Source organism: Enterobacter sp. BIDMC93, from assembly GCF_001037805.1.
GTDB lineage: Bacteria > Pseudomonadota > Gammaproteobacteria > Enterobacterales > Enterobacteriaceae > Enterobacter > Enterobacter hormaechei_C.
In genome coordinates, this window is sequence record NZ_KQ089962.1 from 2,389,141 (window position 1) to 2,415,820 (window position 26,680).

The 26,680-nt window shown below is 55.2% G+C and carries 26 protein-coding genes and 1 pseudogene; 15 read left to right on the forward strand and 12 right to left on the reverse strand.

Annotation, left to right across the window (positions count from 1 at the left end; translation table 11 throughout):
* Window positions 1-94 precede the first annotated feature (94 nt).
* Complete coding sequence (htpX, locus tag SK58_RS11250) at window positions 95-976, forward strand: protease HtpX (RefSeq protein ID WP_045335108.1); 882 nt, start codon at window positions 95-97, stop codon at window positions 974-976.
* A 51-nt stretch (window positions 977-1,027) separates the two neighbouring features.
* On the opposite strand, the gene SK58_RS11255 is transcribed toward htpX, so the two are convergent.
* The gene (locus tag SK58_RS11255) at window positions 1,028-2,401 is read right to left on the reverse strand and encodes an MFS transporter (RefSeq protein WP_032648592.1); all 1,374 of its coding nucleotides are present in this window, start codon (window positions 2,399-2,401) and stop codon (window positions 1,028-1,030) included.
* 178 nt (window positions 2,402-2,579) lie between these two features.
* On the opposite strand from SK58_RS11255, the gene kdgR reads away from it, so the two are divergent.
* Complete coding sequence (gene kdgR, locus SK58_RS11260) at window positions 2,580-3,371, forward strand: DNA-binding transcriptional regulator KdgR (RefSeq protein ID WP_015570299.1); 792 nt, start codon at window positions 2,580-2,582, stop codon at window positions 3,369-3,371.
* A gap of 63 nt (window positions 3,372-3,434) precedes the next feature.
* Here the strand turns inward: kdgR and SK58_RS11265 are convergent, their stop codons facing one another.
* On the reverse strand, window positions 3,435-3,674 hold the full coding sequence (locus SK58_RS11265) for a YobH family protein (RefSeq protein WP_017384332.1): 240 nt from the start codon (window positions 3,672-3,674) through the stop codon (window positions 3,435-3,437).
* Between the two features lie 160 nt (window positions 3,675-3,834).
* On the opposite strand from SK58_RS11265, the gene mgrB reads away from it, so the two are divergent.
* The 6 genes and pseudogenes from mgrB to rlmA all read left to right on the forward strand — a co-directional run bounded on the left by mgrB (window position 3,835) and on the right by rlmA (window position 8,193).
* Window positions 3,835-3,978 carry a PhoP/PhoQ regulatory lipoprotein MgrB gene (mgrB, locus tag SK58_RS11270; RefSeq protein ID WP_003859906.1) on the forward strand — a complete coding sequence of 48 codons (144 nt, stop codon included), beginning with the start codon at window positions 3,835-3,837 and terminating at the stop codon, window positions 3,976-3,978.
* A 74-nt stretch (window positions 3,979-4,052) separates the two neighbouring features.
* Window positions 4,053-4,340: a YebO family protein gene (locus SK58_RS11275; RefSeq protein ID WP_032648590.1), complete on the forward strand. Its 288-nt coding sequence runs from the start codon at window positions 4,053-4,055 to the stop codon at window positions 4,338-4,340.
* 669 nt (window positions 4,341-5,009) lie between these two features.
* Window positions 5,010-5,154: pseudogene (locus tag SK58_RS11280) on the forward strand (DUF2627 domain-containing protein).
* 12 nt (window positions 5,155-5,166) lie between these two features.
* Window positions 5,167-5,376: a transcription antiterminator/RNA stability regulator CspE gene (gene cspE, locus SK58_RS11285; RefSeq protein WP_001062678.1), complete on the forward strand. Its 210-nt coding sequence runs from the start codon at window positions 5,167-5,169 to the stop codon at window positions 5,374-5,376.
* A gap of 217 nt (window positions 5,377-5,593) precedes the next feature.
* A complete protein-coding gene (gene ftsI, locus SK58_RS11290; protein WP_032648589.1) occupies window positions 5,594-7,339 on the forward strand; it encodes a peptidoglycan glycosyltransferase FtsI in 1,746 nt (581 codons plus the stop codon).
* A 38-nt stretch (window positions 7,340-7,377) separates the two neighbouring features.
* Window positions 7,378-8,193 carry a 23S rRNA (guanine(745)-N(1))-methyltransferase gene (gene rlmA / locus SK58_RS11295; protein WP_033486812.1) on the forward strand — a complete coding sequence of 272 codons (816 nt, stop codon included), beginning with the start codon at window positions 7,378-7,380 and terminating at the stop codon, window positions 8,191-8,193.
* Here the strand turns inward: rlmA and mntP are convergent.
* From mntP to manX, 5 genes are all read right to left on the reverse strand, one after another.
* A complete protein-coding gene (gene mntP / locus SK58_RS11300; protein ID WP_023296797.1) occupies window positions 8,190-8,756 on the reverse strand; it encodes a manganese efflux pump MntP in 567 nt (188 codons plus the stop codon). The two genes, rlmA and mntP, sit on opposite strands and share 4 nt — an antisense overlap.
* A 400-nt stretch (window positions 8,757-9,156) precedes the next feature.
* Complete coding sequence (locus SK58_RS11305; protein WP_048219888.1) at window positions 9,157-9,615, reverse strand: DUF986 family protein; 459 nt, start codon at window positions 9,613-9,615, stop codon at window positions 9,157-9,159.
* 54 nt (window positions 9,616-9,669) lie between these two features.
* Window positions 9,670-10,521, reverse strand: a complete 852-nt coding sequence (locus SK58_RS11310) for a PTS mannose transporter subunit IID (RefSeq protein ID WP_006810994.1) — start codon at window positions 10,519-10,521, stop codon at window positions 9,670-9,672.
* A gap of 12 nt (window positions 10,522-10,533) precedes the next feature.
* A complete protein-coding gene (gene manY, locus SK58_RS11315) occupies window positions 10,534-11,334 on the reverse strand; it encodes a PTS mannose transporter subunit IIC (RefSeq protein ID WP_003859914.1) in 801 nt (266 codons plus the stop codon).
* 47 nt (window positions 11,335-11,381) lie between these two features.
* Entirely contained in the window at window positions 11,382-12,344 is a 963-nt protein-coding gene (gene manX, locus SK58_RS11320; protein WP_017384327.1) for a PTS mannose transporter subunit IIAB, read from the reverse strand.
* A 462-nt stretch (window positions 12,345-12,806) separates the two neighbouring features.
* Here manX and yoaE point away from each other — a divergent pair, with 462 nt between their 5' ends.
* Window positions 12,807-14,366: a CNNM family cation transport protein YoaE gene (yoaE, locus tag SK58_RS11325; RefSeq protein WP_006810992.1), complete on the forward strand. Its 1,560-nt coding sequence runs from the start codon at window positions 12,807-12,809 to the stop codon at window positions 14,364-14,366.
* 6 nt (window positions 14,367-14,372) lie between these two features.
* Here yoaE and SK58_RS11330 read toward each other — a convergent pair whose 3' ends face one another.
* The 4 genes from SK58_RS11330 to pabB all read right to left on the reverse strand — a co-directional run bounded on the left by SK58_RS11330 (window position 14,373) and on the right by pabB (window position 19,559).
* Window positions 14,373-15,971 carry an EAL domain-containing protein gene (locus SK58_RS11330; protein ID WP_015570305.1) on the reverse strand — a complete coding sequence of 533 codons (1,599 nt, stop codon included), beginning with the start codon at window positions 15,969-15,971 and terminating at the stop codon, window positions 14,373-14,375.
* Window positions 15,972-16,100: 129 nt separating this feature from the next.
* Window positions 16,101-17,465: an L-serine ammonia-lyase gene (gene sdaA, locus SK58_RS11335; protein ID WP_003859920.1), complete on the reverse strand. Its 1,365-nt coding sequence runs from the start codon at window positions 17,463-17,465 to the stop codon at window positions 16,101-16,103.
* A 184-nt stretch (window positions 17,466-17,649) separates the two neighbouring features.
* Window positions 17,650-18,228, reverse strand: coding sequence for a CoA pyrophosphatase (locus tag SK58_RS11340; RefSeq protein ID WP_017384324.1), 579 nt, complete (start codon window positions 18,226-18,228; stop codon window positions 17,650-17,652).
* Entirely contained in the window at window positions 18,225-19,559 is a 1,335-nt protein-coding gene (gene pabB / locus SK58_RS11345) for an aminodeoxychorismate synthase component 1 (RefSeq protein ID WP_047733779.1), read from the reverse strand. The genes SK58_RS11340 and pabB overlap by 4 nt, the downstream gene beginning before the upstream one ends.
* A 61-nt stretch (window positions 19,560-19,620) precedes the next feature.
* On the opposite strand from pabB, the gene SK58_RS11350 reads away from it, so the two are divergent.
* Complete coding sequence (locus SK58_RS11350; RefSeq protein WP_003859925.1) at window positions 19,621-19,803, forward strand: YoaH family protein; 183 nt, start codon at window positions 19,621-19,623, stop codon at window positions 19,801-19,803.
* 5 nt (window positions 19,804-19,808) lie between these two features.
* Here the strand turns inward: SK58_RS11350 and SK58_RS11355 are convergent, their stop codons facing one another.
* Window positions 19,809-20,153: a RidA family protein gene (locus SK58_RS11355; RefSeq protein ID WP_045335099.1), complete on the reverse strand. Its 345-nt coding sequence runs from the start codon at window positions 20,151-20,153 to the stop codon at window positions 19,809-19,811.
* 133 nt (window positions 20,154-20,286) lie between these two features.
* Between SK58_RS11355 and SK58_RS11360 the strand changes: the two genes are divergently transcribed.
* From SK58_RS11360 to rnd, 5 genes are all read left to right on the forward strand, one after another.
* Window positions 20,287-22,197, forward strand: coding sequence for an ATP-dependent DNA helicase (locus tag SK58_RS11360; RefSeq protein ID WP_045335096.1), 1,911 nt, complete (start codon window positions 20,287-20,289; stop codon window positions 22,195-22,197).
* Window positions 22,198-22,263: 66 nt separating this feature from the next.
* Window positions 22,264-22,959, forward strand: coding sequence for a tRNA (adenosine(37)-N6)-threonylcarbamoyltransferase complex dimerization subunit type 1 TsaB (gene tsaB, locus SK58_RS11365; RefSeq protein WP_015570308.1), 696 nt, complete (start codon window positions 22,264-22,266; stop codon window positions 22,957-22,959).
* 37 nt (window positions 22,960-22,996) lie between these two features.
* Window positions 22,997-23,578, forward strand: coding sequence for a Slp family lipoprotein (locus SK58_RS11370; protein ID WP_015570309.1), 582 nt, complete (start codon window positions 22,997-22,999; stop codon window positions 23,576-23,578).
* 203 nt (window positions 23,579-23,781) lie between these two features.
* A complete protein-coding gene (gene fadD / locus SK58_RS11375) occupies window positions 23,782-25,467 on the forward strand; it encodes a long-chain-fatty-acid--CoA ligase FadD (RefSeq protein WP_003859933.1) in 1,686 nt (561 codons plus the stop codon).
* 83 nt (window positions 25,468-25,550) lie between these two features.
* The gene (gene rnd / locus SK58_RS11380; protein ID WP_126542867.1) at window positions 25,551-26,666 is read left to right on the forward strand and encodes a ribonuclease D; all 1,116 of its coding nucleotides are present in this window, start codon (window positions 25,551-25,553) and stop codon (window positions 26,664-26,666) included.
* Window positions 26,667-26,680 lie beyond the last annotated feature (14 nt).

Sequence of the window (26,680 nt, forward strand, 5' to 3'; positions counted from 1 at the left end):
TTACGCCGTCTGGATGCTTGAAAATAGCCGTAATACCCATACGATGTGGGTAATCGCATAGTGCGTTTTGTTAAACTGAGGTTAAAAGAATATTATGATGCGAATCGCGCTCTTCCTGCTCACCAACCTGGCGGTGATGGTGGTATTCGGGCTGGTGCTAAGCCTGACGGGAATTCAGTCGAGCAGCGTTCAGGGTCTGTTGATTATGGCGCTGCTGTTTGGTTTCGGTGGCTCTTTCATTTCACTGCTGATGTCGAAGTGGATGGCATTGAAATCTGTGGGCGGTGAAGTTATTGAGCAACCGCGTAACGATATGGAGCAGTGGCTGATGAGCACGGTTGCTCAGCAGTCAAGGCAGGCGGGCATTGCCATGCCGCAGGTAGCCATCTACCACGCGCCGGATATTAACGCGTTTGCTACCGGTGCGCGTCGTGACGCGTCCCTGGTGGCCGTCAGTACCGGCCTGCTGCAAAACATGAGCCGTGACGAAGCGGAAGCGGTTATTGCTCACGAGATCAGCCATATCGCCAATGGCGATATGGTCACCATGACCCTGATCCAGGGTGTGGTGAACACCTTCGTTATCTTTATTTCTCGTATTCTGGCACAGATTGCTGCCGGGTTTATGGGTGGCAACCGTGATGAGGGTGAAGAGAGCAACGGCAACCCGCTGATCTATTTTGCTGTTTCAATGTTGCTGGAGCTGGTGTTCGGTATCCTGGCAAGCATCATTACCATGTGGTTCTCCCGTCATCGTGAGTTCCACGCGGATGCCGGTTCCGCGAAACTGGTGGGTCGTGAAAAGATGATTGCTGCGCTGCAACGTCTTAAAACCAGCTACGAGCCGCAGGAAGCAAACAGCATGATGGCCTTCTGCATCAACGGCAAATCAAAGTCGCTGAGCGAGCTGTTTATGTCTCACCCGCCGCTGGATAAACGTATTGAAGCGCTGCGTAGCGGCGAATACCTGAAGTAACGTAATCGGGTTGAAAAGAACCGGGCTGGAGCCATTCTCCGCCCGGTTTTTTTATGCCTGCGCCTTTGGCTGGGTGACGCGAAGGCCGCTAATGACAGCCGCGAGGGTCGCCAGGGTCCCTGCGGTAATCAGCGCAACCTGTGTCGCATTCTGCCCGGCAAGGTTAAACATCAACGCCACCAGTGCGGCCCCGGTGCTTTGCCCTAACAGTCTTGCCGTGCCCAGCATCCCGCTGGCGCCACCGCTGCGATGACGTGGGGCAGAGGTGATAATCGTGTGGTTATTAGGGGACTGGAACAGACCAAAACCGGCCCCGCACAGGATCATGCGCCAGATAATATCCAGATCCCCCGGCGAGGCGGGCAGGAGCGCCAGCGAAAACAGTCCCACCGCCATGACAACCAGCCCAATCGCCCCCAGAAGCCCGGCATGGACGCGCTCAATAAGGTAACCGGCCAGCGGGGCCATCACCATGGTTGCCAGCGGCCAGGGCGTGAGCAGCAAGCCTGTCTCCACTTCCGAACGGCCGATCACGCTCTGCAAAAAGAACGGCAGCGCAACCAGCGCCAGCATCTGGGCGCAGAACGAGCAAATGGAGGTACAAATGGATAGCGAAAACAGCGGAATACGCAGCAAATCCACCGGCAGTAACGGCACGGGCAGCGCCAGCTGACGTCGTACAAAGAAAAAGCCGATGATAAGCATGGCAACGATTTCTGCGGCAATGAGCGACAGAGACTGTCCCTGCGCAAATCCGCTCAGCGCGGTAATCAGCAGGCCAAAAGTCAGCGCGTTCATCACGGCGCTGGGCAGATCGAAACGTGGCATGGTACTTTTCGGACCATTTTCCGGAAGATAGCGCAGGGCGAAGAAGATCGCCACAATGCCCAGCGGCACGTTAATGGCAAACAGCCACTGCCACGAGGCAACGGACAGGATGGCGGCGGCAATCGTTGGGCCGGCGGCGGACGACACGGCCACAATAAAGGAGTTAATGCCCATGCCGCGCCCCAGGTGGCGTTGAGGATAAATAAGCCGTATCAGGGCCGTGTTCACGCTCATTAGCGCCGCGCCGCCAAAGCCCTGCGCGATACGCGCCAGCGTAAGGGTGTGCAGTGAATCTGAAAGGGCACAGAAGAGCGAGGTGAGGGTAAAGACCACCAGCCCGCACTGGTAAACCCGGCGATAACCAAACATATCGCCCAGGAAAGAGAGTGACAGAAGGGAAATCACAATCGCTATCTGGTACGCGTTCACAATCCAGATGGAGCTTGCCGGCGAAGCATTAAGGTCTTTGGCAATGGTAGGAAGAGCCACGTTGGCAATCGCACCGTCAAGGACAGCCATCGAAATACCGATGACAATAGTGGCAATTGCCCCGTACCGCTGCGGTAAGGGCAGGCCATCAGAAACGTTTTTTTGCATGGGGAAAGAATGACTCAGCGTGAAATTATTTTCAGAGTAACAATTTTAGCATCGTTATTTCGGTTTTATGTCGCAGATTTGTAACGAAGTAAACCCAGATAGATTGCAGCACGCATCACACGAATTTATAATAAAAACCGGTTCTGATTTTTATAAAACACTCTCCATGAGGTGATAAATGGCAATCGCAGATTTGGATAAGCAGCCAGATTCTGTTTCTTCCGTGCTGAAGGTGTTTGGCATCTTGCAGGCGCTCGGAGAAGAGCGTGAAATTGGTATTACAGAGTTGTCGCAGCGTGTGATGATGTCGAAAAGCACCGTTTATCGCTTTTTGCAGACGATGAAATCATTGGGTTATGTCGCGCAGGAAGGAGAATCAGAAAAATATTCTCTGACCCTGAAACTGTTTGAACTGGGCGCCCGCGCCTTGCAGAACGTGGATCTGATCCGCAGCGCTGACATTCAGATGCGTGAACTTTCACGACTGACGAAAGAGACAATTCACCTCGGTGCGCTGGATGAAGACAGCATTGTTTACATCCACAAAATTGACTCCATGTACAACCTGCGCATGTATTCACGCATTGGTCGTCGTAACCCGCTGTACAGCACCGCAATTGGTAAAGTACTGCTGGCCTGGCGCGATCGCGAAGAGGTGAAGCAAATCCTTGACGGGGTGGAGTACAAACGCAGCACCGACCGCACGATTACCAGTACGGAAGAACTGCTGAGCGTGCTGGATAAAGTGCGTGAGCAGGGTTACGGGGAAGATAACGAAGAGCAGGAAGAGGGGCTGCGTTGCATCGGTGTGCCGGTGTTTGACCGCTTCGGCGTTGTCATTGCGGGCCTGAGCATTTCGTTCCCAACGCTGCGTTTCTCTGAAGAGCGTCTTCATGAATATGTGGCGATTCTGCATACCGCAGCGCGCAAAATTTCAGAGCAGATGGGCTATAACGATTATCCGTTCTGATCGACGCCACCAATAAAAACGCCGCACTTTTGCGGCGTTTCTGTAAGCGAAGTTCAGCGCTGATTAACCGTTATCAACCACAACAGATGATTTACGCAGCACAGGACAGTTGGTTAACCCGATGATCCCGCTGTCGGAATGGATGTACTGAGCCGTGCTTATCCCCTGGGCGGTAAGATATTTACACTGGATACCCAGACCCGCGGCATTTTCTTTGCTCCCCATTAATACGCCGTACCCACTTAATAACAGGCCGATCCAGACAATGGCCAGTACAATTACTGTACGAATAAGTAAACGCATCGTTGCCTCTTTTTTCTTTGTTGTCATAGAGTAAGCGTAACGGCTTTACGCAGTGAAACAAGTGCACGATTCCGAAAAGCGTCTGTTGAAGGTACAGTTAGCCCCTGTTTAAGATAACCGTGATAACCTGGCTGTATCAGGTCATAAGACGGAGTGTGGAGTGAAAAAAATACGCTGGGTAATTCTGATTATAGTGTTGATAGCATGCGTGGTGCTGTGGACGCAGACTATCAATGTGATGTGCGATCAGGATGTACAGTTCTTTAGCGGCATTTGTTCAATCAATAAGTTTATCCCCTGGTAGAGACCATTTTTACGCTGAGTGATGTCCTTACGCGGCGGCAGTGGTAAAATGGCGGTTTTTACTGAGGTGGTGAAATGGGTGAGTTACTGAATTCGGGGCTGCTGAGCATTGCATCCCTGGTAATGTCTTTGTTGGTGCTGGTCGTTGGGCTGGTGCTGTGGTTTTTCGTTAACCGCGCCAGCTCCCGCACAAACGAGCAGATTGAGCTGCTGGAAGCATTGCTCGATCAGCAGAAACGGCAGACTGCGCTGCTGCGTCGTTTGTGCGAAGCCAACGAGCCGGAGGAGAAAGCGGTACCGAAGGACGCTGTTGCTCAACAACAAGACGAGGAAGACTTCATTCGCCTGGTAGCTGAACGATAGTCTGCCTGGAGCGGGGAGGTGGCCTGACGTACGGCGTAAATCCCCTCCCTTATCAAATGCATCCCACAACTTCCCGGCATTTAATTAAGCAGCAGTTAACTCATGTTTTAGCACACTGAAAACTGGCGAATATTTATCCTTATTTAACAAATTCAGTTTCGTTGAATAAATAGTGTGCTTTATCTTTCCTGAAGTGTTTTATTTTTATCGAAACGTTTTGCTTGCCTTGTTTTGAGGCAGAGTCATAAAAATTTCATTATTTTGGTGCAGAATAACACTTATTAAATGGTGGTTTTTAATACAGTTAGCAAAATGTAATTAACATCGTATATTCCCTGACACATGTTGGTGCGTTGCAATGTTTTCAGCATAACTTTTCACAAAATGTTCTAACTCAGTCATTCCTTTAAAGAAATTCTGGGATTGGGATGGACGCTTTGAAATGATTGAGCTATGTTTAAAAAGTCTTTGATTACAGGGCGCGTCAACGCACCCTGCGGGCAGTGAGGTCAGGTGGCGCTTCATTTGACAATTCGCATAACTGTGCAGATTGTTATGGAGTAACGTCTGAATTTGTGCGGCGGATCGAGACACGTTTAAAAATGGCTTGCCATATTAAACGTTGTGTGTGATAACACGTTTTGGGTCAAACGAGGTACAGTTCTGTTTATGTGTGGCATTTTCAGTAAAGAAGTCCTGAGTAAACACGTTGTCGTTGAATACCGCTTCTCTGCCGAACCTTATATTAGTGCCTCAAGCAGTAATGTCTCAGTTTTATCTATGTCAAAGCCCGCGGGCTAAGAAAACACTCTAAGGAATTTTGCAAATGGCAAAGATTAAAGGTCAAGTTAAGTGGTTCAACGAGTCTAAAGGTTTTGGTTTCATTACTCCTGCTGACGGCAGCAAAGACGTGTTCGTACACTTCTCTGCAATCCAGGGTAACGGCTTCAAAACTCTGGCTGAAGGCCAGAACGTTGAGTTCGAAATTCAGGATGGCCAGAAAGGCCCAGCTGCGGTTAACGTAACTGCTATCTGATCGAATCACTGCTGACTGAAGCGCTCAGCGCTTCGATCTCAGACATAAGCCTCGCCGATGCGGGGCTTTTTTTATACGCTTATTTTTCAAAATATTACGTAATCTTCCTCTGTTATTATCTTGTTGCAAACCCGCGAGATTATTAGCATTGTTTTCCCGCCTTATTATCCGCTTTTCTCGTTAAATCAGGGCGTTGATTAACAGCCCTGGGGTTAAGGTGAAAAAAAAGACAATAACCACCACCGGAAATTTTACTCCGGCACGTTTTGCACTTCTGTGTCTCGCCATCTTTTGTAGCCTTGCGTTTCTGCTGGGCCGCGTAGCGTGGCTACAAATTATCAAACCGGATAATCTGGTGAAGCAGGAGGATATGCGCTCCCTGCGCGAAGTGGCGATAGACGCCCCGCGTGGGATGATTGTTGACCGTGAAGGGCGACCCCTTGCGGTGAGCGTACCCGTCCAGGCCGTCTGGGCCGATCCCAAAACAGTGCTGGAAAAAGGGGGGATCGGTTTTGACTCGCGCTGGCAGGCCCTGGCAAATGCCTTACACCTTTCTCTGAGCACGCTCGCATCGCGAATTAACAGTAACCCGCACGGGCGATTTATTTACCTGGCCCGTCAGGTTGATCCCGCCCAGGCAAAGTGGATCGATAAGCTGCGTCTCCCCGGCATCAACCTTCGCGATGAGTCCCGCCGCTTTTATCCTGCCGGGCACGTGGCGGCGAACCTGATTGGCTTCACCAATATTGATGGTCAGGGCATTGAGGGCGTCGAGAAAAGCTTTAACACGCAGCTTACCGGGAAGGCAGGCGTGCGGCTGGTCAGGAAAGATCGCTACGGACATGTGGTGGAGAACCTTACGGAGGTGGCTCCCGTACCTGCACATAATATTCAGCTTAGTATCGATGAACGCCTGCAAACTATCACCGAAGACGCGCTGGATAATGCCGTGGCGTGGAACAAAGCCGAGTCAGGCGCGTCGGTGCTGATTAATATCCGGACGGGCGAAATTCTGGCGATGGCGAGCTTCCCCGACTTCAATCCCAACAACCGGGAAGGGGCAACGCTGGATGATTTTCGCAATCGCGCGATCAGCGACACCTTTGAACCTGGCTCGACCGTTAAGCCTCTGGTGCTGATGACGGCGCTACAGCAGGGGCTGGTACAGCCTGACAGCGTGATAGACACGCATCCCTACACCATTGATGGTCATCGTATTCGTGATGTGGGCTACTACCCCGAGCTGACGATGACCGGGATTTTGCAAAAATCCAGCGACACAGGCGTATCCCGTCTTTCGCTGGCGATGCCCGTGCAACGGTTACTGGATACCTATAAAAACTTTGGTTTTGGCGAGAGTACCGGGCTTGGTTTAACGGGAGAAAGCGCAGGTTTACTGCCGCAACGAAAATTCTGGAGTCAGTTAGATCGGGCGACCTTTGCCTTTGGGTATGGCCTGATGGTAACCCCCCTCCAGCTGGCGCATGTGTATGCCACCATCGGCAGCTACGGCATTGAACGGCCTCTGTCCATCACCCGTATTGACCCGCCGGTGATTGGCAAGCGGGTGATGCCCGAGGAAATTGTTCACGAGGTGGAACATATGATGGAGAGCGTTGCGTTACCCGGCGGTGGCGGGGTCAAAGCGGCGGTGCGTAACTATCGCGTGGCGATAAAAACCGGGACGGCCAAAAAAATCGATGAACATGGTAAGTATGTGGATAAATACGTCGCCTATACCGCAGGCGTTGCGCCTGCCAGCGATCCCCGTTTCGCGCTGGTGGTGGTGATCAACGATCCGCAAAACGGTGCCTACTATGGCGGGGCCGTTTCTGCGCCCGTGTTCAGCGAAATTATGGGTAACGTCCTGCGCTTGGAAAACGTGAAGCCAGACGGGCTGCCGGCAGATTCTGACCATCTGATCGTGATGCGTCACCCAGCCGTTTATAACCCTGGCGAATAGCGGTACACTTCGCCTTTTGGTTTACGCCTGGAGCTGTCATGTCTTTCAGTTGTCCCCTTTGCCACGCGCCGCTGACGCGCGCGGAGAAAACGTTTATCTGTCCACAGGGACATCAGTTTGACCGGGCGAAAGAGGGCTATGTAAATCTTCTGCCGGTACAACACAAGCGCTCCCGGGACCCGGGTGACAGCGCGGAGATGATGCAGGCGCGCCGGGCGTTTCTCGATGCCGGGCACTATCAACCGCTCAGGGATGCCGTTGTCGCCTTACTCCGTCAATATCTGACAGAAGGCGCATCCGCCATGCTGGATATCGGCTGCGGCGAAGGTTACTACACCGCCACGTTTGCTGACGTGGCGGCTGAGAAGGGTGCCGAAACTTTCGGGCTGGACGTGTCGAAAGTGGCTATCCGTGCGGCAGCCAAACGCTACTCAGCGGTAACGTTCTGCGTGGCCTCCAGCCACCGCCTGCCGTTTGAAGAAGCGAGTATGGACGCCGTGGTGCGTATCTATGCGCCGTGCAAGGCAGAGGAGCTGGCGCGCGTCGTTAAGCCTGGCGGCTGGGTTATCACCGTCACGCCAGGGCCGCGTCATCTGCTGGAGTTAAAAGGGCTGATCTATGATGAAGTTCACCTGCATGCGCCGCACTCTGAACAGCTGGCGGGCTTTGCGTTAAAGCAGGCGCAGTCGGTAGCGTATGAAATGACGTTGCAGGGAAGTGAAGCCGTGGCGTTACTGCAAATGACGCCGTTTGCATGGCGGGCAAAACCAGAGGTGTGGGAAACGCTGGCAGCGCAGACAGAATTTCGCTGCCATACGGATTTCAGCATCCATTGCTGGCAGCGCGAAGGTTAACCCGCGAAGTGTGCCCAAAGGATTTGGGCACCAATCCCGATCAACACGATACCGCCCAGAATTTCGGCGCGTTTGCCTAAGAGTGGGCCAATGAACCGACCCACCATCATCCCCAGCGTTGACATGATCAGCGTGGCGCAGCCAATCGCCAGCGCGGTGGCGATAATATTGACCTGCAAAAACGCCAGACCGACACCCACGGCCATTGCATCCAGGCTGGTTGCGATGGCGGTTGTCACCAGAAGCCAGAAGCCGTGGCGTTGCAGCGGCGCATCATCTTCATCGCCGTTACCACGAAAGCCTTCAATCACCATGCGTCCGCCGAGGAACACCAGCAGCACGAACGCAATCCAGTGATTCCACTCCAGCACGAACTGGCTGGCGAGCATCCCCAGACCCCAGCCGATAAGCGGCGTCAGCGTTTCGATAGCACCAAAGATGAGACCGGTACGCAGGGCGTCGGAAAATTTAGGTTTATGGAGGGTGGCACCTTTACCAATAGAGGCGGCAAATGCGTCCATGGACATGCCAAAAGCCAGAAGGATCGTAGCGGAGATATTCATAAGAGCGTCCAGACCGGGGATATCCATATGACACATCACTGCCCCCAGTAAACAGCAGTTGATGTATCTATGGTCTCGCCTGATCGCTTTTGGCACAGTAAGTATGCTGAAAACGATCCGTACGCGCCACGTTTTTCAACGAGTATGTTGACACGTACATTTCCCGCAGGCAGGAAATCGGCTACTCCCCAACGACGGGCGCAACCTTAACATATTTTGAGAATATAAAACAACAACGAAGATGGCTTTATATAGCCACTATGTTGATAACGATTTTCATTTAGATTTATGCGTGAAAATATCGTTAAAAAATATAAGGCAATTAACAGAGGAGATATAGCACCGGCTATATTGCTGGTTTAAGAATAATGCAATATATAGCCGATGCTATAATATTAACTCATTGAGTTTTAACGAGTAATTTGCAGATCTTTTCCAGGTCATCAATATTTTTGACCCGGATGAGCAGGCGGCGTTGTTCTAATTGCATCACCAGAACCCCGTCTTCGGATAAATTCATCTCTTTAATACGGTTATATTCTATCCAGACATTGGCGAAGAAGAATCCGTGTTTTTTAAAAATGAGTTTTGGCGAGCGGATCCAGAACAGGTAAATCGCCATTAATGCCAGCGCACATAATAACCATGTGGTTAATATTGCGCCGTGGCTGGTCACATTATTGTAAATCAGGATGACTACCAGACCGGCGAAGATAAACGCATCAATGCGTCCACGGCGTAAGAGGGGAAGGGTCAGCAGCGTCTCGCCGTGGCGGCGAGGCATAATGAACTCGTCATAGATCGCGTAAGCCAGAAGGGCAACAATAAATAAAACCAGTACGGTGTCCGTGACAGTCATTCATCCTCCAGATAAAAAGACCGGGGGCAAGCCCCCGGTCGGTAACGCATTTTATTACAGACCCAGCAGGCCGACGGCGTAGCCCGCGATACCGATGACGAAGAAGCCAACGATGATCCACAGCGGGTTCACTTTCTTACGCAGCAGCCACATACAGGCGAAGGTTAACAGCAGCGGTACCAGGCCCGGCATCAGCTGGTCCAGAATCGTCTGCACGGTGGTAACGCGCGTCTGACCATCCTGACCAGTGATCGTCGATACCACCAGCGGGATGTTCACGTGCGTCCACTTGTTAACCAGCGCCCCCATTACAAACAGGCCGAGGATTGACGCCCCCTCAGTCAGTTTTTGCAGGAAGCCGCCGCCCATATCCTTAACGATATCCACCCCTTTACGATAGCCGTACGCCACGCCGTAGTAACGGGTCAGCAGACGCACCGCGTTGAACAGGATGAAGAACAGCAGAGGACCGAGCAGGCTGCCGCTCATGGCGATCCCGGCGCCCAGCGCCGCAAAGACCGGACGCACGGTACCCCAGAAGATCGGGTCGCCCACGCCTGCCAGCGGCCCCATCAGACCAACTTTGATACCGTTGATGGCACCATCGTCGATCTCAGCCCCGTTCGCACGCTGCTCTTCCATTGCCAGCGTCACGCCCAGAACCGGCGCCGCAACATAAGGATGGGTGTTGAAGAATTCCAGGTGACGCTTAATTGCCTGACGGCGTGCTTCGTTGTTTTCCGGATACAGGCGTTTGATGGCCGGCACCATGGAGAAGCAGAAGCCGAGCGCCTGCATACGTTCGAAGTTCCATGAACCCTGAAACAGGTTAGAACGGATGAACACGCCACGAATATCACCCGGAGTGAGTTTTTTCTCAGTGGTAGTTTTTGTCATATCAACCATTTCGCTCACCTGTTAGTCCAGTTCGTTATCGAGATCGTTGTTACCAGCAGCCTGCGCAGGGGCACCCGCGACACGGTTGTATTTCGGGCTGAGCTGGATATAAAGAATCGCCATCACCGCACCAATCACACCCAGCGCAACCAGGTTGAAGTTGGTGAACGCAGCGGTAACGAAGCCGAGGTAGAAGAATGGCATCAGGTAGCCTGCACGCATCATGTTGATGACCATCGCATAACCGACCACCACGATCATACCCCCGGCGATATTCAGACCGCTGGTAACCACTTCAGGGATCGCATTCAGCATGCCCTGAACTTCGCTGGTACCGACAGAAATCGCCACGATAACCGCAGGGATTGCGATACGCATCGCTTGCAGGAACAGGGAAGAAACGTGGATCCAGGAGAGCGCGGTGAGGTTGCCGTTTTCGGCCGCCTTATCCGCCGCGTGCTGGAAGGCAACGGTAATAGTACGGACGATAATGGTCAGCACCTGACCCGCTGCGGCCAGCGGGATGGCCAGCGCGATACCGGCACCAATACTCTGATGACCAGCGATAACCAGAACGGTTGAAATAATGGACGCCAGCGCGGCATCTGGCGCAACTGCCGCACCGATGTTCATCCAGCCGAGGGCGATCATTTCCAAAGTACCACCGATGATGATACCGGTTTTCATGTCACCGAGAACGGCGCCAATCAACGTACAGGCCACCAGAGGGCGGTGGAACTGAAATTCATCAAGTACGGACTCCATACCCGCAATACATGCGACGATGAACACCAGCACAATCTGAAGAGTAGTAATCTCCATTGCACTTCTCCTATTACATAAGCTCTATATGAAAAACCGGCCCGGGCTTATTTCCCCACTTTGCCGATCAAATCCATCATTTTCAGTTTCTGGTCCGTGGAAACCTTACGGGCTTCCAGTTCGATACCGCGTGCATTCAGTTTGTTGAAGGCCTCGATATCTTTCGCATCCACTGAAATCGCGTTGTTGACCTGCGTTTTGCCCTGACGGAATGCCATACCGCCAATGTTAACGGAGGTGATTTTCACGCCGCCTTCAACAATGCGTTCGACGTCTGTCGGGTTGGTGAAGAGAAGCATCACGCGCTCACCCGCATATTTCGGGTTGTTGTAAACGCGGATCATTTTGGCGACATCCACGACGTGCGCGGTGACGCCCGGCGGTGCAACCTGGGTAAGAAGGGTTTTACGGACAGTGTCGGCGGCCACTTCGTCACTGACCACGATGATGCGTTGTACGTTGGTCTCTTTGGTCCAGCGTGTTGCCACCTGGCCGTGGATCAGACGGTCATCAATACGCGCAAGGCCGATAACCATGTAATCGTTCGGACCCATTGGCTTCGCCGGTGCTGCCGCCCTTGGTGCAGCAGGGGCAGGGGCCGGTTTTTCAACCGGCTGCGCTTTCAGCGCCTTCACGCCTTCGCGACCGGTTTCCACCGCCAGTGCCACCAGTTCATCAAAACCTGGGTTGTCGTCACGCGCCATGAAGGTTTCCACCAACATCGGGATATTCACCCCGGCGACGACTTCATAATGCTCTTTATCGACGACAATGCGGCTGGCAGCGTTGAACGGGCTGCCGCCCCATGTATCCACGAGAAACAGCACGCCTTTGCTGGTATCCAGCTTCTCAAGCTGAGCAGTGTATTTTTCAATCAGCGTCTCGGCATTTTCACCGGGAACGAAATCGATCCAGCCGACGTTTTCCTGCTCGCCCAACAGCATTTCTGCCGTTTTGAGTAACTGCTCCGCAGCCCAACCATGTGTGCCTATGACAATAGCAATGGTCACTTGCTACCTCCTTTTATTATCATGTATACGTCTGCCAGGCAGGCGTACTGAGAATCGTATTGGCGAACCGAATCGATTCAGATAAGGGTTAGAGTTCAAAAAACTAAGACTTCCGCGAATTATTTTAGATAGTGAAAAAATAATTTATGTGATGAAGATCCGTAATTTAGCTACGCCTTACAGATTTTTCTTTAAGTTAATCCGCGTGTGTTACAGAAGTTTGCAAAGGAACGTAAATCTTTGCTAAAAACCAATTGTCTCTGATATGTTTAGCGTCCGTTTAATTATTCAGGAGTATAGGGCTACAGCCCACTATATGGACCGTCACCGACGTCAGTCATCTTCCAGGCCATTCCGCGCCTTATTCATCGGCGATCTTCGCCACGCATCGACTCTCATTCCCTTTGAAATGCCCGAAATTAGCGGGGCACCGTTTTGTCATTCCTTTAGCAGGAGCGTGTCATGGAATTCTTAATGGACCCGTCAATCTGGGTAGGCTTGCTTACGCTGGTCGTGCTGGAGATCGTTCTCGGTATTGATAACCTGGTGTTTATCGCCATCCTCGCGGATAAGCTCCCGCCGAAACAGCGTGATAAAGCCCGTCTGATCGGCCTCTCGCTGGCGCTGATCATGCGTCTGGGCTTGCTGTCTGTGATCTCGTGGATGGTTACCCTGACGAAGCCGCTGTTCACCGTCATGGATTTCACCTTCTCCGGCCGCGATTTAATCATGCTGGTGGGGGGCCTGTTCCTGCTGTTCAAAGCCACAACAGAGCTGCATGAACGGCTGGAGAACCGGCAGCACGATGATGGCCACGGTAAGGGTTACGCCAGCTTCTGGGTGGTTGTTCTCCAGATTGTGGTGCTTGATGCGGTCTTCTCTCTGGATGCGGTGATTACGGCAGTCGGCATGGTGAACCATCTGCCGGTGATGATGGCGGCGGTGGTGATTGCGATGGCGGTAATGCTGCTGGCGTCAAAACCGCTAACGCGTTTCGTCAACCAGCATCCGACGGTCGTTGTGCTGTGTCTGAGCTTCCTGCTGATGATTGGTCTGAGCCTGGTGGCAGAAGGGTTTGGCTTCCATATTCCGAAAGGCTACCTGTACGCCGCGATTGGCTTCTCGATTCTGATCGAGCTGTTTAACCAGATTGCGCGCCGTAACTTTATTAAGCAGCAGTCGAATCAGCCGCTGCGAGCCCGTACCGCAGATGCGATTCTGCGACTGATGGGCGGACGTCGTCAGGTCAACGTGCAGGCTGATAACGAGAACCGTAACCCGGTTCCGGTGCCGGAAGGCGCGTTTGTGGAAGAAGAACGCTACATGATCAACGGCGTGCTTTCGCTGGCTTCCCGCTCCCTGCGCGGCATTATGACGCCGCGCGGTGAGATCAGCTGGGTGGACGCCAACCTGAGCGTCGACGAAATTCGTCAGCAGCTGCTCTCTTCGCCACACAGCCTGTTCCCGGTCTGCCGGGGTGAGCTGGATGAGATTATCGGTGTGGTACGCGCGAAAGAGATGCTGGTGGCGCTGGAAGAGGGCGTTAACGTCGAGGCCGTAGCGGCCGCGTCGCCCGCCATCGTGGTACCGGAGACGCTGGATCCGATCAACCTGCTGGGCGTATTGCGTCGTGCCCGCGGGAGCTTTGTTATCGTCACCAATGAATTTGGTGTGGTACAGGGCCTGGTGACGCCGCTGGACGTGCTGGAAGCCATTGCCGGTGAATTCCCTGATGCGGATGAAACCCCGGAAATCGTTGCCGACGGTGACGGCTGGCTGGTGAAAGGCACCACCGACCTGCACGCGCTCTCGCACACGCTGGGCGTCGAAAACGTGGTCAATGATGATGAAGACATTGCCACCGTCGCGGGGCTGGTGATTGCCGTTAACGGGCAGATCCCGCGTATTGGTGATGTGCTGGAGCTGCCGCCGCTGCAAATTACCATCGTCGAAGCCAACGACTATCGCGTTGATATGGTGCGTATTGTTAAAGAGCACTCTGCACACGACGAAGAAGAGTAACGCTATCTAGCGTAACGGCAGTAAGGGCACGATGTGTCCGTTGTGACGGGCTGGCGGAGAGTGACTTTCCGCCAGCCATTTCGGAAACTCGCGCAGCGGCATTGGCCGCGCATACAAGTACCCCTGCAAAATATGTACGCTGTGACGGCGCAGGTAGCGTGACTGCTCCTCGGTTTCCACCCCTTCCGCAACCAGTTCAATATTCAGCCGCTGACCCAGCGCAATAATAATATCCGTTACCGTTGAGTTCACGGCGTCGGTGCCGATCGCGGTGGTGAAGGATTTATCAATTTTCAGCACATCCGGATGCAGTTTTTCTAGCCATGAAAGTGAGCTGTTGCCGGTACCAAAATCATCAATCGCAAGTTTCACCCCTTTGCGGTGCAGCTCCCGCACTATGCGGTAATCCACATCCAGCAACGCATCGCGTTCGGTTAACTCCACGATCAACTGTTGAACAGGGCTGGCGTTAAACCAGATGCGGTTGAGATCCTGGATCAGCGCAGCGCGGCGAAAATGGCTGGCGGCCACGTTAATGCCGATATGGAAATCGCGCGAGGCCGGGAAATAGCCTATCTGCCGCACCGTTTCGCTGATGACGTAGCGGGTAAGCGGAACAATCAGGTTATGTTCTTCGGCCAGAGGGATAAAGACATCGGGCGAAATCCATCCCTGACGCGGGTTGTTCCAGCGCAGGAGGATCTCGACGCCGACGCATTCCCGGGTGCGGGCATTCACCAGCGGCTGGCAGAAGAGCTCAAACTCCCTGGCCGCAATTCCCATATTGATTTCCCAGGTGAAACTGATGCGCCGCGCGGTGGCGAGCCAGGCGATATAGCCCATCAGTAAGCTGAGCATTAACGCCAGCGGCAGCTGGGTGGGCAGATTTTTTAACGCCATTTCGCCAGGCCCGGGGCCGCTCACCGTGACGCTGAAAGGGTAATGCTGTGACGATTGTTCCAGCAGGGAGGCGTTTTCATCGAAGGTCGGCGTAGTCGTCACCTGCTGCCCGTCGCGCAGGAAGTTATCTCCTACTCTCAGGACAACGTCGGTGATCTGCGGCCGCTGCGGCTCGAGAATCATTTTAGTGATGAGATCGATATTCACCACCTCCATCACCCCGTCGTTGCCGTCGCTCGCGAGGGGAGACCACTGAATCAGTACCGGGCTGCCTTTTACCAGCCACCGATCGGTCAGCAGCAACAGCCTGGATTCACTGACCGGCAGTTCCGGCACAAACTCACTGACGGGCACATTACGGCTGCCAAAGACGCTTGAGCAATACAGTATTCCGTCTTGAATGAGGGCGATGGAGCGTACGGTCTGGAGGATCGCCGCCTGTTTTCGCAGGATCAGATTTGCTTCGGAACAGGGTATGCCAACCAGTGAAAGTAGCGTTTCCCGCTGGGCCTCTAACGAAAGAAGCACCTTATCAAGCGCACGCACGGTGTGGTGGGTAAAGTCGTGGATCCGATCCTGATTTATGTTGCGCTGTGAAATAAAGCGAATACCCAGCGTCAGGACGAGCGTAACGAGCGCAACCGTGACACAGACGATAACGCGTTTTCGGCGATAGTCTTTAATGATCGTTTGTGCAGTTTGCATGAACGGTCGCCTGTTAAGCACCGGCCGGAAAAGCCAGACGCAACAGTGACAGTGTAGTGGGGAATACGTGAAGCGACGAGACGAGAGGGGAAAATTCGCCCATCCGTTGCAGATGGGCGAAAGGAAGGCTTAGTCGCACTGCACCTTAATGGCCAGACCGCCGCGCGAGGTCTCACGGTACTTCGCGTTCATGTCCTTGCCGGTTTCGTACATAGTTTCAATAACCTTATCCAGCGACACGCGTGGCTCGCTGGTACGGCGCATCGCCATACGTGAGGCGTTGATCGCTTTGACGGAGGCGATGGCGTTACGCTCAATGCACGGCACCTGCACCTGGCCGGCAACCGGGTCACAGGTCAGACCGAGGTTGTGCTCCATACCGATTTCCGCCGCCACGCACACCTGCTCAGGGCTGGCGCCCAGCAGTTCCGCCAGACCCGCTGCTGCCATAGAGCAGGCCACGCCCACTTCACCCTGACAGCCTACTTCGGCACCAGAGATGGACGCATTCATTTTGTACAGCGCGCCGATAGCACCTGCCGCGAGGAAATAGCGGATATAGATGTCCGGCGTCACGGGCTCAATAAAGTGATCGTAATAGGCCAGCACCGCCGGAACGATACCGCACGCGCCGTTGGTTGGCGCCGTCACGACGCGACCACCCGCTGCGTTCTCTTCGTTAACCGCGAGGGCAAACATGTTCACCCAGTCGACCACGTTCATTGGGTCATTGGAGAACTTGTCGGTAGTGACCAGCATGCGGCGCAGAGCAGAGGCACGACGCGGCACGCGCAGTGGCCCAGGCAGAACACCCTCGGTGTTCATCCCGCGGTCAATACAGGCGCGCATGGTTTGCCACACGTTAGCAAAATAGTCTTCGATCTCTTTCTTGCTGTGCAGCGCCAGTTCGTTCTGCATCACCATGCCTGACAGGGACAGACCGGTCTCTTTGCAGTAGCCCAGCATCTCGGTGGCCGATTTAAACGGATAGGGCACATTGACGTCGCCCGCGCTCTCTTTACCAAAGTGTTCTTCGTCAACGATAAAGCCGCCGCCGATGGAGTAGTAAGTTTTGCTGTAGATCTCTTTTTCGCCACTCCAGGCGTGGATGGTCATGCCGTTTTCATGCAGCGGCAGGTTGTCGCTACGAAAACGCATCCCGTCATCCTGCGGGAAGTCCACTTCGTGCTGGCCGTTAGCCAGCAGCAAACGACCGCGCGTTTCCACGTCGCGGATAAATGCCGGAATGGCATCAATATCAACTGTGTCCGGCATATTGCCCGCCAGACCCATAATAATGGCGATATCGGTGTGGTGGCCTTTACCCGTTAATGACAGTGAACCGTAAACGTCTACGGCGACACGGGTAACGCTTTCCAGTAATCCTTTTTCGACCAGATCATCGACGAACTGTTTACCGGCCTTCATCGGCCCTACAGTGTGGGAAGAAGATGGACCAATCCCCACTTTGAACATGTCGAATATACTAATCACTTTCACACTCCTGACAGGGTTACTGGGGTTCCAGTAACGATGTTATAACTGCGCATAGTGTAAGAGGGAACACCAACCTCGGCTTAACTATTCACATGAATTAAACTAATGGTTAACGATGGTTTTGCTAATAGCGCGACGCCGATCGCAAACCTGCCAGAAAAGGGTGGAATGTAAAGTATAGTCAAGGCTTCAGGCCGATTTGCAGGGCCAGCTCACGAATGATGCCTGCCGTCATGCCCCAGACAAAATAATGCTGATACCACGACAGCCAGACCCGATGATCGTGTCCGCGGCGGTGAATATCCAGCGGGTGATAGCGACCCAGACGAAGGGCCTCTTCCAGCGGCATTTCGAATACCGCTGAAACTTCATCGACGCTGGCGTGATACTGAAGATCGGGCGGAATAATGCCAACGACCGGCGTGACCTGAAAACCGGTTACGCTGTCCACTGGCGGCAGCACGCCGATCACCTCGACCGCCTCCGGGGGGATCGCCACTTCCTCATGCGCTTCGCGCAGTGCGGCGGCAATCAGGGATGCATCGGTGCTGTCCACCGCGCCGCCCGGGAACGCAACCTGACCGGCGTGTTTTCGCATATGCGGTGAGCGCTGGGTAAGCAACAGACCCGGCTGCTCACGACGCACGACCGGGATCAGCACCGCCGCCTGACGTTGATTCAGCGTGGCGCGGTTAACCTGGGGCCGCAGAAGCTGAAAGCGCGACAGAAAATCATCCAGCGTCAGGTTGTCTTTCTTCACCGTGAGTTCTCCAGTTGTTTCAGGATACGATTCACTTTATCAAAGGTTTCCTGATATTCCGCCTCCGCCTGGCTGTCGGCCACAATGCCACCGCCTGCGGAACAGTACAGGTTACCGTCGCAGGCCGTCAGGGTGCGAATAGTGATGCTGGTATCCATGGTGCCGCACAGACTCACATAGCCGATGCTGCCGCACCAGGCGTTGCGGCGATGCGGTTCCAGTTCGTCGATGATCTCCATCGCCCGGACCTTCGGCGCGCCGGTAATGGAGCCGCCCGGAAACGCGGCGCGGAGCAGATCGCAGGCGGTTCGCGAGGCCGGCAGACGTGCGGTGATGGTGCTGACCAGATGATGCACCGCCGGGAATGGCTCCACGACGAACAGCTCCGGCACGCGCACGCTGCCCGGCTCGGCGACGCGGCCAATATCATTGCGCATCAGATCGACAATCATCAGGTTTTCAGCGCGATCTTTCGGCGAGGCCGCCAGCGTCTCCGCCTGCTGACGGTCGGCGTCGGCATCGGCAAGGCGCGGCAGGGTGCCCTTTATCGGGCGGGTCTGAATCATACCGCCAGCCAGGTGAATAAAACGCTCAGGTGAAAGGCTGAGGATGGCGCCGTGTTCAAGGCGTAAAAATGCGCTGAACGGGGCCTTATTGCTGGCATTGAGGCGGGTAAACGCCTGCCATTCGTCTCCCTCGTATGCCGCCTGGAAACGCTGGGCGAGGTTGACCTGATAACAGTCGCCGCTGTGAAGATACGCCTGCACGCGGGAGAATTTTTCCGCGTATTCCTCCGCGCTCATGTTCGAGCGCCAGCCGGAGCTTAGCATAAAGCGTTCCGGGGCGGCGGGCCGTTGCGCCTCAAGCCAGGACAGACGCGCCTGCACGTCCCGGTGGCTTAGCAGAGAAACCGTCTGCTTACGGTGATCCACGATCAGCGCCCAGTCATACAGCCCCACCGCCATATCCGGCAGGGAAATATCCGCCTGCGCATGCTCGGGCAGCGTTTCGAAACGGCGACCCAGATCGTAACCAAACAGGCCCAGCGCGCCCCCCTGGAAAGGCAGATCCGGATCCGGTGTGGCAGATAAGCCCAGAGCATGGATCTCGTTCTGAAGCCGCATCAGCGGATCGTCCGTTGGCGACAGCGCATCGGTCGTCAGCGTTTTAACCGGGTCGGCCACCAGAATGTCAAAGCGGCTGTAGGGGTGATCCGCATGCCCGGAGTGCAGCAGCATGGCAAAAGGAAGGTGGCTCAGACGGGCAAACCAGAACTCGGCGGCGTCTGTACGCCAGGGCAAGGTCATAACAGTGGGGAAGCGCATGTTCATGTATGGCATACTACCGGGCAGCGTGAAATAATTAGCGCGAATAATTTAGCAGGAGTTAACGATGTTTGCAGGTTTACCTTCTCTCAGCCATGACCAACAGCAGAAAGCCGTTGAACGTATTCAGGAGCTGATGTCCCAGGGGATGAGCAGCGGACAGGCAATTTCCCAGGTCGCGGAAGAACTTCGCGCCACCCATACCGGCGAGCGGATCGTGGCGCGCTTTGAGGATGAAGATGAAGAATAACCGGCTTACACTGCCGCGATAATCTTGATCTCAACCTTATATTCCGGTTTCATCAGCGTGGCCTGTACGGTGCAGCGTACAGGCGCGTGACCCGCCACCACCCACCCATCCCAGGCTTTATTCATCGCCGCGAAATCGTCTTTATTCGCCAGAAAAATCGTCGCATCCAGAATGCGGGATTTATCGCTGCCCTGTTTTTCCAGTACGGCGTCGATCTGCGCCAGGGTGTTGGCGGTCTGCTCGAAGGCGTCAGCGTCCAGATTGGCAGGGACGCCGGTGTAGTACAGCGTCTGGTTGTGGATCACCACATCAGACCAGCGGGCTTCGGCATCAATGCGCGTAATTGTCATAAACGTATCCTCGTTATCTTTCGTCGTCAGGCGGCAAGACTGCCATAATGTTCCGCCGTCGTCACTATTTGGGGTGGCACCGGAGAGAAGGGGCTGACATAATCCCTGTGCAAAAATACAGTGAGAGAACACCGTGGCAGACGATTTTTCCCCAGAAGGTCAGTTAGCACAGGCTATTCCCGGCTTTAAACCGCGCGAACCCCAACGTCAGATGGCGCATGCCGTCGCGCACGCCATCGACAAGGCGCAGCCGCTGGTCGTGGAGGCCGGCACCGGTACGGGGAAAACGTATGCTTACCTCGCTCCTGCGCTGCGGGCGAAAAAGAAGGTGATCATCTCTACGGGATCAAAAGCGCTCCAGGATCAGCTCTACAGCCGCGATTTACCCACGGTGGCGAAAGCGCTGAAATACAAAGGGCGTCTGGCCTTGCTGAAAGGGCGTTCTAACTACCTGTGTCTGGAGCGTCTTGAACAGCAGGCGCTGGCGGGCGGCGACCTGCCGGTACAAACCCTGAGCGATGTGATCGTCCTGCGCGCCTGGGCCAACCAGACGGAGGAGGGGGACATCAGCACCTGCGCGAGCGTTCCGGAAGACTCCCCGGCCTGGCCGCTGGTGACCAGCACCAATGACAACTGCCTCGGCAGCGACTGCCCGCTGTATAAGGACTGTTTTGTGGTGAAAGCGCGTAAAACCGCGATGGACGCCGACGTGGTGGTGGTGAACCATCACCTGTTTCTTGCGGATATGGTGGTCAAGGACAGTGGTTTCGGCGAGCTAATCCCGGAGGCGGATGTGATGATCTTCGATGAAGCCCATCAGCTACCGGACATCGCCAGCCAGTATTTTGGTCAGTCGCTCTCCAGTCGTCAGCTTCAGGATCTGGCGAAAGATATTACCATTGCCTATCGCACCGAACTCAAAGATACCCAGCAGTTGCAGAAGTGCGCGGACCGCCTGGCGCAATGCGCACAGGATTTCCGCTTACAGCTTGGCGAGCCGGGCTATCGCGGCAACCTGCGCGAACTGCTCGCAGACAAAAATATCCAGCGCGCGCTGCTGCTGCTCGATGATGCCCTTGAACTCTGTTACGACGTGGCGAAGCTGTCCCTCGGACGTTCAGCGCTGCTGGACGCCGCTTTCGAGCGCGCCACGCTCTACCGTGGGCGGCTGAAGCGGCTGAAAGAGATCAACCAGCCGGGCTATAGCTACTGGTACGAATGTACCTCGCGCCACTTCACCCTGGCGCTCACGCCGCTGACCGTTGCTGATAAATTCAAAGAGGTGATGGCGCAAAAGCCCGGCACCTGGGTCTTTACCTCGGCCACGCTGTCGGTCAATGACGATCTGCACCACTTTACCGAGCGCCTCGGCATTGAGCAGGCGGAATCCCTGCTTCTGCCGAGCCCGTTCGACTATGAGAAACAGGCGCTGCTGTGCGTGCCGCGCAATCTGCCGCTGCCTAACCAGCCGGGCGCGGCGCGCCATCTGGCGGCCATGCTGAAGCCGATGATTGAGGCCAACAACGGGCGCTGCTTTATGCTCTGCACCTCACACGCCATGATGCGCGAACTGGCCGAGCAGTTCCGCGCCACCATGACGCTACCGGTGCTGTTGCAGGGGGAAACCAGCAAAGGCCAGCTGCTCCAGCAGTTTGTCAGCGCCGGTAATGCCCTGCTGGTGGCGACCAGCAGCTTCTGGGAAGGGGTGGACGTGCGCGGCGATACGCTCTCGCTGGTGATTATCGATAAGCTGCCGTTCACATCGCCGGACGATCCGCTCCTGAAAGCGCGCATGGAGGATTGCCGTCTGCGCGGGGGCGATCCGTTCGACGACGTCCAGCTGCCGGACGCGGTCATCACGCTTAAACAGGGGGTAGGGCGACTGATCCGCGACGTCACCGACCGCGGGGTGCTGGTGATCTGCGACAACCGCCTGGTGATGCGTCCCTACGGCGCCACCTTCCTCGCCAGCCTGCCGCCCGCGCCGCGCACGCGGGATATTAAACGCGCGGTCCGCTTCCTGGCGAACCCGACGGCGGAGTAATTCTTCCCGGAGTGTGTTAAGATGCGCGCCATTTTGTGACTGACCATTGCGAGAGCGCGACGACTGATGCGAATTCTGGCTATTGATACCGCGACAGAGGCCTGTTCCGTTGCCCTGTGGAACGACGGTACGACTTTTGCTCATTTCGAAGAGTGCCCACGGGAACACACCCAACGTATTCTGCCCCTGGTAAAAACCATTTTAACCGAGGGCAACACCGCCCTGACTGACCTCGACGCGCTGGCCTACGGCCGTGGTCCGGGCAGCTTTACGGGCGTACGTATCGGGATTGGCATTGCGCAGGGGCTGGCGCTGGGCGCTGACCTGCCGATGATCGGCGTCTCAACGCTTGCGACCATGGCTCAGGGCGCCTGGCGCATGACCGGGGCCACCCGCGTGCTGGCTGCGATTGATGCCCGCATGGGGGAAGTCTACTGGGCGGAGTACACCCGTGACGAAAACGGCGTCTGGCACGGCGAAGAGACGGAAGCGGTGCTTAAACCTGAAGCCGTCACCGGGCGCCTGAAGCAGCTCTCCGGTGAGTGGGCGACGGTCGGAACCGGCTGGCCGGCATGGCCTGAGATGGCGAAGGACACCGGCCTTACGCTGGTGGACGGTAACATGCTCCTGCCCGCCGCAGAAGATATGCTGCCGATTGCCTGTCAGCTGCTTGCCGCAGGAAAAACCGTGGCGGTTGAACATGCTGAACCGGTTTATTTACGAAACACCGTCGCGTGGAAGAAACTTCCTGGCCGCGAGTGAATCTCAGTAACAGGAACTGAGAAAAAGGAGTCGCATCATGGCGGTTCAGACTAAAGTTGTACGCTTTCTTATGGCAGGCGCGGTTGCCATAGCACTGAGCGGGTGCGTCACCGTTCCTGATGCGATCAAGGGCACCAGCCCGACGCCACAGCAGGATCTGGTACGCGTGATGAATGCCCCGGAGTTGTATGTCGGGCAGGAAGCGCGGTTTGGCGGCAAGGTGGTTGAAGTGTTAAACCAGCAGGGGAAAACCCGACTGGAGATTGCCACTGTCCCGCTGGACGACGGCGCGCGGCCTGTTCTGGGTGAAGCCTCGCGCGGGCGGATTTACGCTGACGTCAGCGGCTTCCTCGATCCGGTAGATTTCCGCGGGCAGCTGGTAACCGTCGTCGGGCCGATTACCGGTTCGGTGGCGGGGAAAATCGGCAATACGCCATACAAATTTATGACCATGCAGGTGAACGGCTACAAACGCTGGCGTATCGCCCAGCAGGTGGTGATGCCGCCACAGCCAATCGATCCGTGGATGTGGGGACCGCATCCGTATCGTTACGGCTACGGTGGCTGGGGTTGGTACAATCCAGGCCCTGCACAGGTTCAAACAATCGTAACTGAGTAACTTACTGTTATTGTTAGGAAAGAGACAGCGGCTCAGCCGCTGTCTCTGTTTTTTTACGGATAAAACGAAAAAAAAGAGTGACGCGCTTCGCAACCTGCAATCTGAACAATTAATAAACTGGTACGCTGAGTTAATATAATGTTAACAAACTGTTTATTATCGGGGCTGTGATGACGACGAACACTCATTTCAGAGGTGATGCATTGAAAAAGGTTTGGCTTAACCGTTATCCCGCGGATGTCCCTGCGGAGATCAATCCTGACCGTTATCAATCCCTGATTGAATTATTTGAACACTCGGTACGGCGTTACGCTGACCAGCCTGCATTTGTGAATATGGGCGAAGTGATGACCTTCCGTAAGCTGGAAGAGCGCAGCCGGGCGTTTGCAGCCTATTTACAGGAAGGGTTGGGCTTGCAGAAAGGGGATCGCGTCGCGCTGATGATGCCAAACCTGCTGCAATACCCGGTGGCGCTGTTCGGGATCCTCAGGGCAGGGATGATCGTGGTTAACGTTAACCCGCTCTATACCCCGCGCGAGCTGGAACATCAGTTGAATGACAGCGGCGCGGCAGCGATTGTGATTGTCTCCAACTTTGCCCATACGCTGGAAAAAGTGGTTGAAAAAACCCAGGTTAAGCACGTCATCCTGACGCGCATGGGCGACCAGCTCTCTACCGCGAAAGGTACGCTGGTCAACTTTGTCGTTAAATACGTTAAGCGGCTGGTGCCGAAATACCACCTGCCGGATGCCATCTCCTTCCGCCGCGCCCTGCATGCGGGCTACCGGATGCAGTACGTGAAGCCAGAGATCGTGTCTGAGGATCTGGCCTTCCTGCAATACACGGGCGGCACCACCGGCGTGGCGAAAGGGGCGATGCTGACCCACCGTAACATGCTGGCGAACCTTGAGCAGGTTAATGCCACCTACGGGCCGCTGCTGCATCCAGGCAAGGAGCTGGTGATCACCGCGCTTCCGCTGTATCACATTTTTGCGCTGACCATGAACTGCCTGCTGTTTATCGAGCTTGGCGGGCAAAACGTACTGATCACCAACCCGCGCGACATTCCAGGGCTGGTCAAAGAGCTGGCGAAATACCCGTTCACCGCCATGACCGGCGTGAACACCCTGTTTAACGCGCTGCTTAACAATAAAGAGTTCCAGCAGCTCGATTTCTCCACGCTACACCTCTCTGCGGGAGGCGGGATGCCGGTTCAGCAGGCGGTGGCCGAGCGCTGGGTGAAACTCACCGGACAGTATCTGCTGGAAGGCTATGGTCTGACGGAGTGCGCCCCGCTGGTCAGCGTTAACCCGCATGATATCGACTATCACAGCGGCAGTATCGGTCTGCCGGTCCCGTCGACGGAGGCAAAACTGGTGGATGATGAGGATAACGAAGTGCCTCACGGTGAGCCAGGAGAGCTGTGCGTCAGAGGGCCGCAGGTGATGCTGGGCTACTGGCAACGTCCGGATGCCACGGATGAGATCATCAAAGACGGCTGGCTGCACACGGGCGACATCGCGGTGATGGATGACGAAGGCTTCCTGCGCATCGTCGATCGCAAGAAAGATATGATCCTGGTGTCAGGGTTCAACGTCTATCCGAACGAAATCGAAGACGTGGTGATGCAGCACAGCGGCGTGCTGGAAGTGGCGGCGGTGGGCGTTCCTTCCGGCAGCAGCGGTGAAGCGGTGAAGATATTTGTGGTCAAGAAAGATCCTTCTCTGACCGAGGATGCGCTGATAACGTTTTGTCGCCGTCAGCTGACGGGCTATAAAGTGCCGAAGCTGGTGGAATTCCGGGATGAGCTGCCGAAATCCAACGTCGGGAAGATATTACGACGAGAATTACGTGACGAAGCCCGTGCCAAAGTGGACAATAAGGCCTGAGCTTCACGTTAATCGCCCAGACGCCGGTTAATCCGGCGTTTTTTATGGGCGCAAACAAAAGAGAGTCCGATTTGAATTACCAGATGATCACTACCAACGACGAGCTGGCTTCGCTGTGCGAGGTGACGCGTGAATTTCCCGCTATCGCCCTGGATACGGAATTTGTCCGCACCCGAACGTACTATCCGCAGCTGGGTCTGATTCAGATGTATGACGGCAAACACGTGTCGTTGATTGACCCCCTCGGCATTACCGACTGGGCGCCAATGCGCGAGCTGTTGCTGGATACCGCCGTGACCAAATATCTGCACGCGGGCAGTGAAGATCTGGAAGTCTTTCTCAACACCTTTGGCATCATGCCGCAGCCGCTGATTGATACCCAGATCCTCGCGGCGTTCAGCGGTCGTCCGCTCTCCTGGGGTTTTGCGGCGATGGTGGAAGAGTACACCGGTCTGACGCTGGATAAGAGCGAATCGCGTACCGACTGGCTCGCGCGTCCGCTGACGGCGCGTCAGCTTGAATACGCCGCGGCAGACGTCTTTTATCTTCTTCCAATTGCCGGCCAGCTCATGAAAGAGGCTGAGGCGTCCGGTTGGCTGTCTGCCGCACTGGACGAGTGCCGCATGACGCAGCAGCGTCGCCAGGAAGTGGTTGGTCCGAAAGAAGCCTGGCGTGACATCACCAACGCCTGGCAGCTGCGCACCCGTCAACTGGCCTGTCTGCAATTGCTGGCTGACTGGCGTCTGCGTAAAGCGCGTGAGCGCGATCTGGCGGTTAACTTCGTGGTGCGTGAAGAACACCTGTGGGCGGTGGCGCGCTATATGCCGGGTAGCCTTGGTGAACTGGACAGCATTGGCCTTTCCGGAAGTGAGATCCGTTTCCACGGTAAAACGCTGCTCGCGCTGGTAGAGAAAGCTCAGCAGCTGCCAGAGGACGCACTGCCAGAACCGCTGCTTAACCTGATGGATATGCCGGGCTACCGTAAGGCGTTCAAAGACATCAAAGCGCTGGTGCAGACGGTGGCGGGGGAAAGCAAACTGAGTGCCGAACTGCTGGCTTCACGTCGTCAGATTAACCAGCTGCTGAACTGGCACTGGAAGTTGAAACCGCAAAATGGTTTACCGGAACTGGTCGCCGGATGGCGGGGGGAACTGATGGCCGAACGCCTGAATACCCTGCTGGAAGGGTATCCGCGCTAAAGAATTGTAGCCCC

What these genes read in the sequence shown, in the direction of transcription:
- kdgR (WP_015570299.1), top strand. Translation starts at nt 2,580, where the DNA reads ATGGCAATCGCAGATTTGGATAAGCAGCCAGATTCTGTTTCTTCCGTG.
- SK58_RS11310 (WP_006810994.1), bottom strand. Translation starts at nt 10,521, where the DNA reads ATGGTTGATATGACAAAAACTACCACTGAGAAAAAACTCACTCCGGGT.
- cspE (WP_001062678.1), top strand. Translation starts at nt 5,167, where the DNA reads ATGGCAAAGATTAAAGGTCAAGTTAAGTGGTTCAACGAGTCTAAAGGT.
- rlmA (WP_033486812.1), top strand. Translation starts at nt 7,378, where the DNA reads ATGTCTTTCAGTTGTCCCCTTTGCCACGCGCCGCTGACGCGCGCGGAG.
- SK58_RS11355 (WP_045335099.1), bottom strand. Translation starts at nt 20,153, where the DNA reads ATGACAATTACGCGCATTGATGCCGAAGCCCGCTGGTCTGATGTGGTG.
- SK58_RS11370 (WP_015570309.1), top strand. Translation starts at nt 22,997, where the DNA reads ATGGCGGTTCAGACTAAAGTTGTACGCTTTCTTATGGCAGGCGCGGTT.
- manY (WP_003859914.1), bottom strand. Translation starts at nt 11,334, where the DNA reads ATGGAGATTACTACTCTTCAGATTGTGCTGGTGTTCATCGTCGCATGT.
- SK58_RS11350 (WP_003859925.1), top strand. Translation starts at nt 19,621, where the DNA reads ATGTTTGCAGGTTTACCTTCTCTCAGCCATGACCAACAGCAGAAAGCC.
- pabB (WP_047733779.1), bottom strand. Translation starts at nt 19,559, where the DNA reads ATGAACATGCGCTTCCCCACTGTTATGACCTTGCCCTGGCGTACAGAC.
- SK58_RS11305 (WP_048219888.1), bottom strand. Translation starts at nt 9,615, where the DNA reads ATGACTGTCACGGACACCGTACTGGTTTTATTTATTGTTGCCCTTCTG.
- SK58_RS11255 (WP_032648592.1), bottom strand. Translation starts at nt 2,401, where the DNA reads ATGCAAAAAAACGTTTCTGATGGCCTGCCCTTACCGCAGCGGTACGGG.
- mntP (WP_023296797.1), bottom strand. Translation starts at nt 8,756, where the DNA reads ATGAATATCTCCGCTACGATCCTTCTGGCTTTTGGCATGTCCATGGAC.
- SK58_RS11265 (WP_017384332.1), bottom strand. Translation starts at nt 3,674, where the DNA reads ATGCGTTTACTTATTCGTACAGTAATTGTACTGGCCATTGTCTGGATC.
- rnd (WP_126542867.1), top strand. Translation starts at nt 25,551, where the DNA reads ATGATCACTACCAACGACGAGCTGGCTTCGCTGTGCGAGGTGACGCGT.
- SK58_RS11330 (WP_015570305.1), bottom strand. Translation starts at nt 15,971, where the DNA reads ATGCAAACTGCACAAACGATCATTAAAGACTATCGCCGAAAACGCGTT.
- htpX (WP_045335108.1), top strand. Translation starts at nt 95, where the DNA reads ATGATGCGAATCGCGCTCTTCCTGCTCACCAACCTGGCGGTGATGGTG.
- yoaE (WP_006810992.1), top strand. Translation starts at nt 12,807, where the DNA reads ATGGAATTCTTAATGGACCCGTCAATCTGGGTAGGCTTGCTTACGCTG.
- SK58_RS11275 (WP_032648590.1), top strand. Translation starts at nt 4,053, where the DNA reads ATGGGTGAGTTACTGAATTCGGGGCTGCTGAGCATTGCATCCCTGGTA.
- tsaB (WP_015570308.1), top strand. Translation starts at nt 22,264, where the DNA reads ATGCGAATTCTGGCTATTGATACCGCGACAGAGGCCTGTTCCGTTGCC.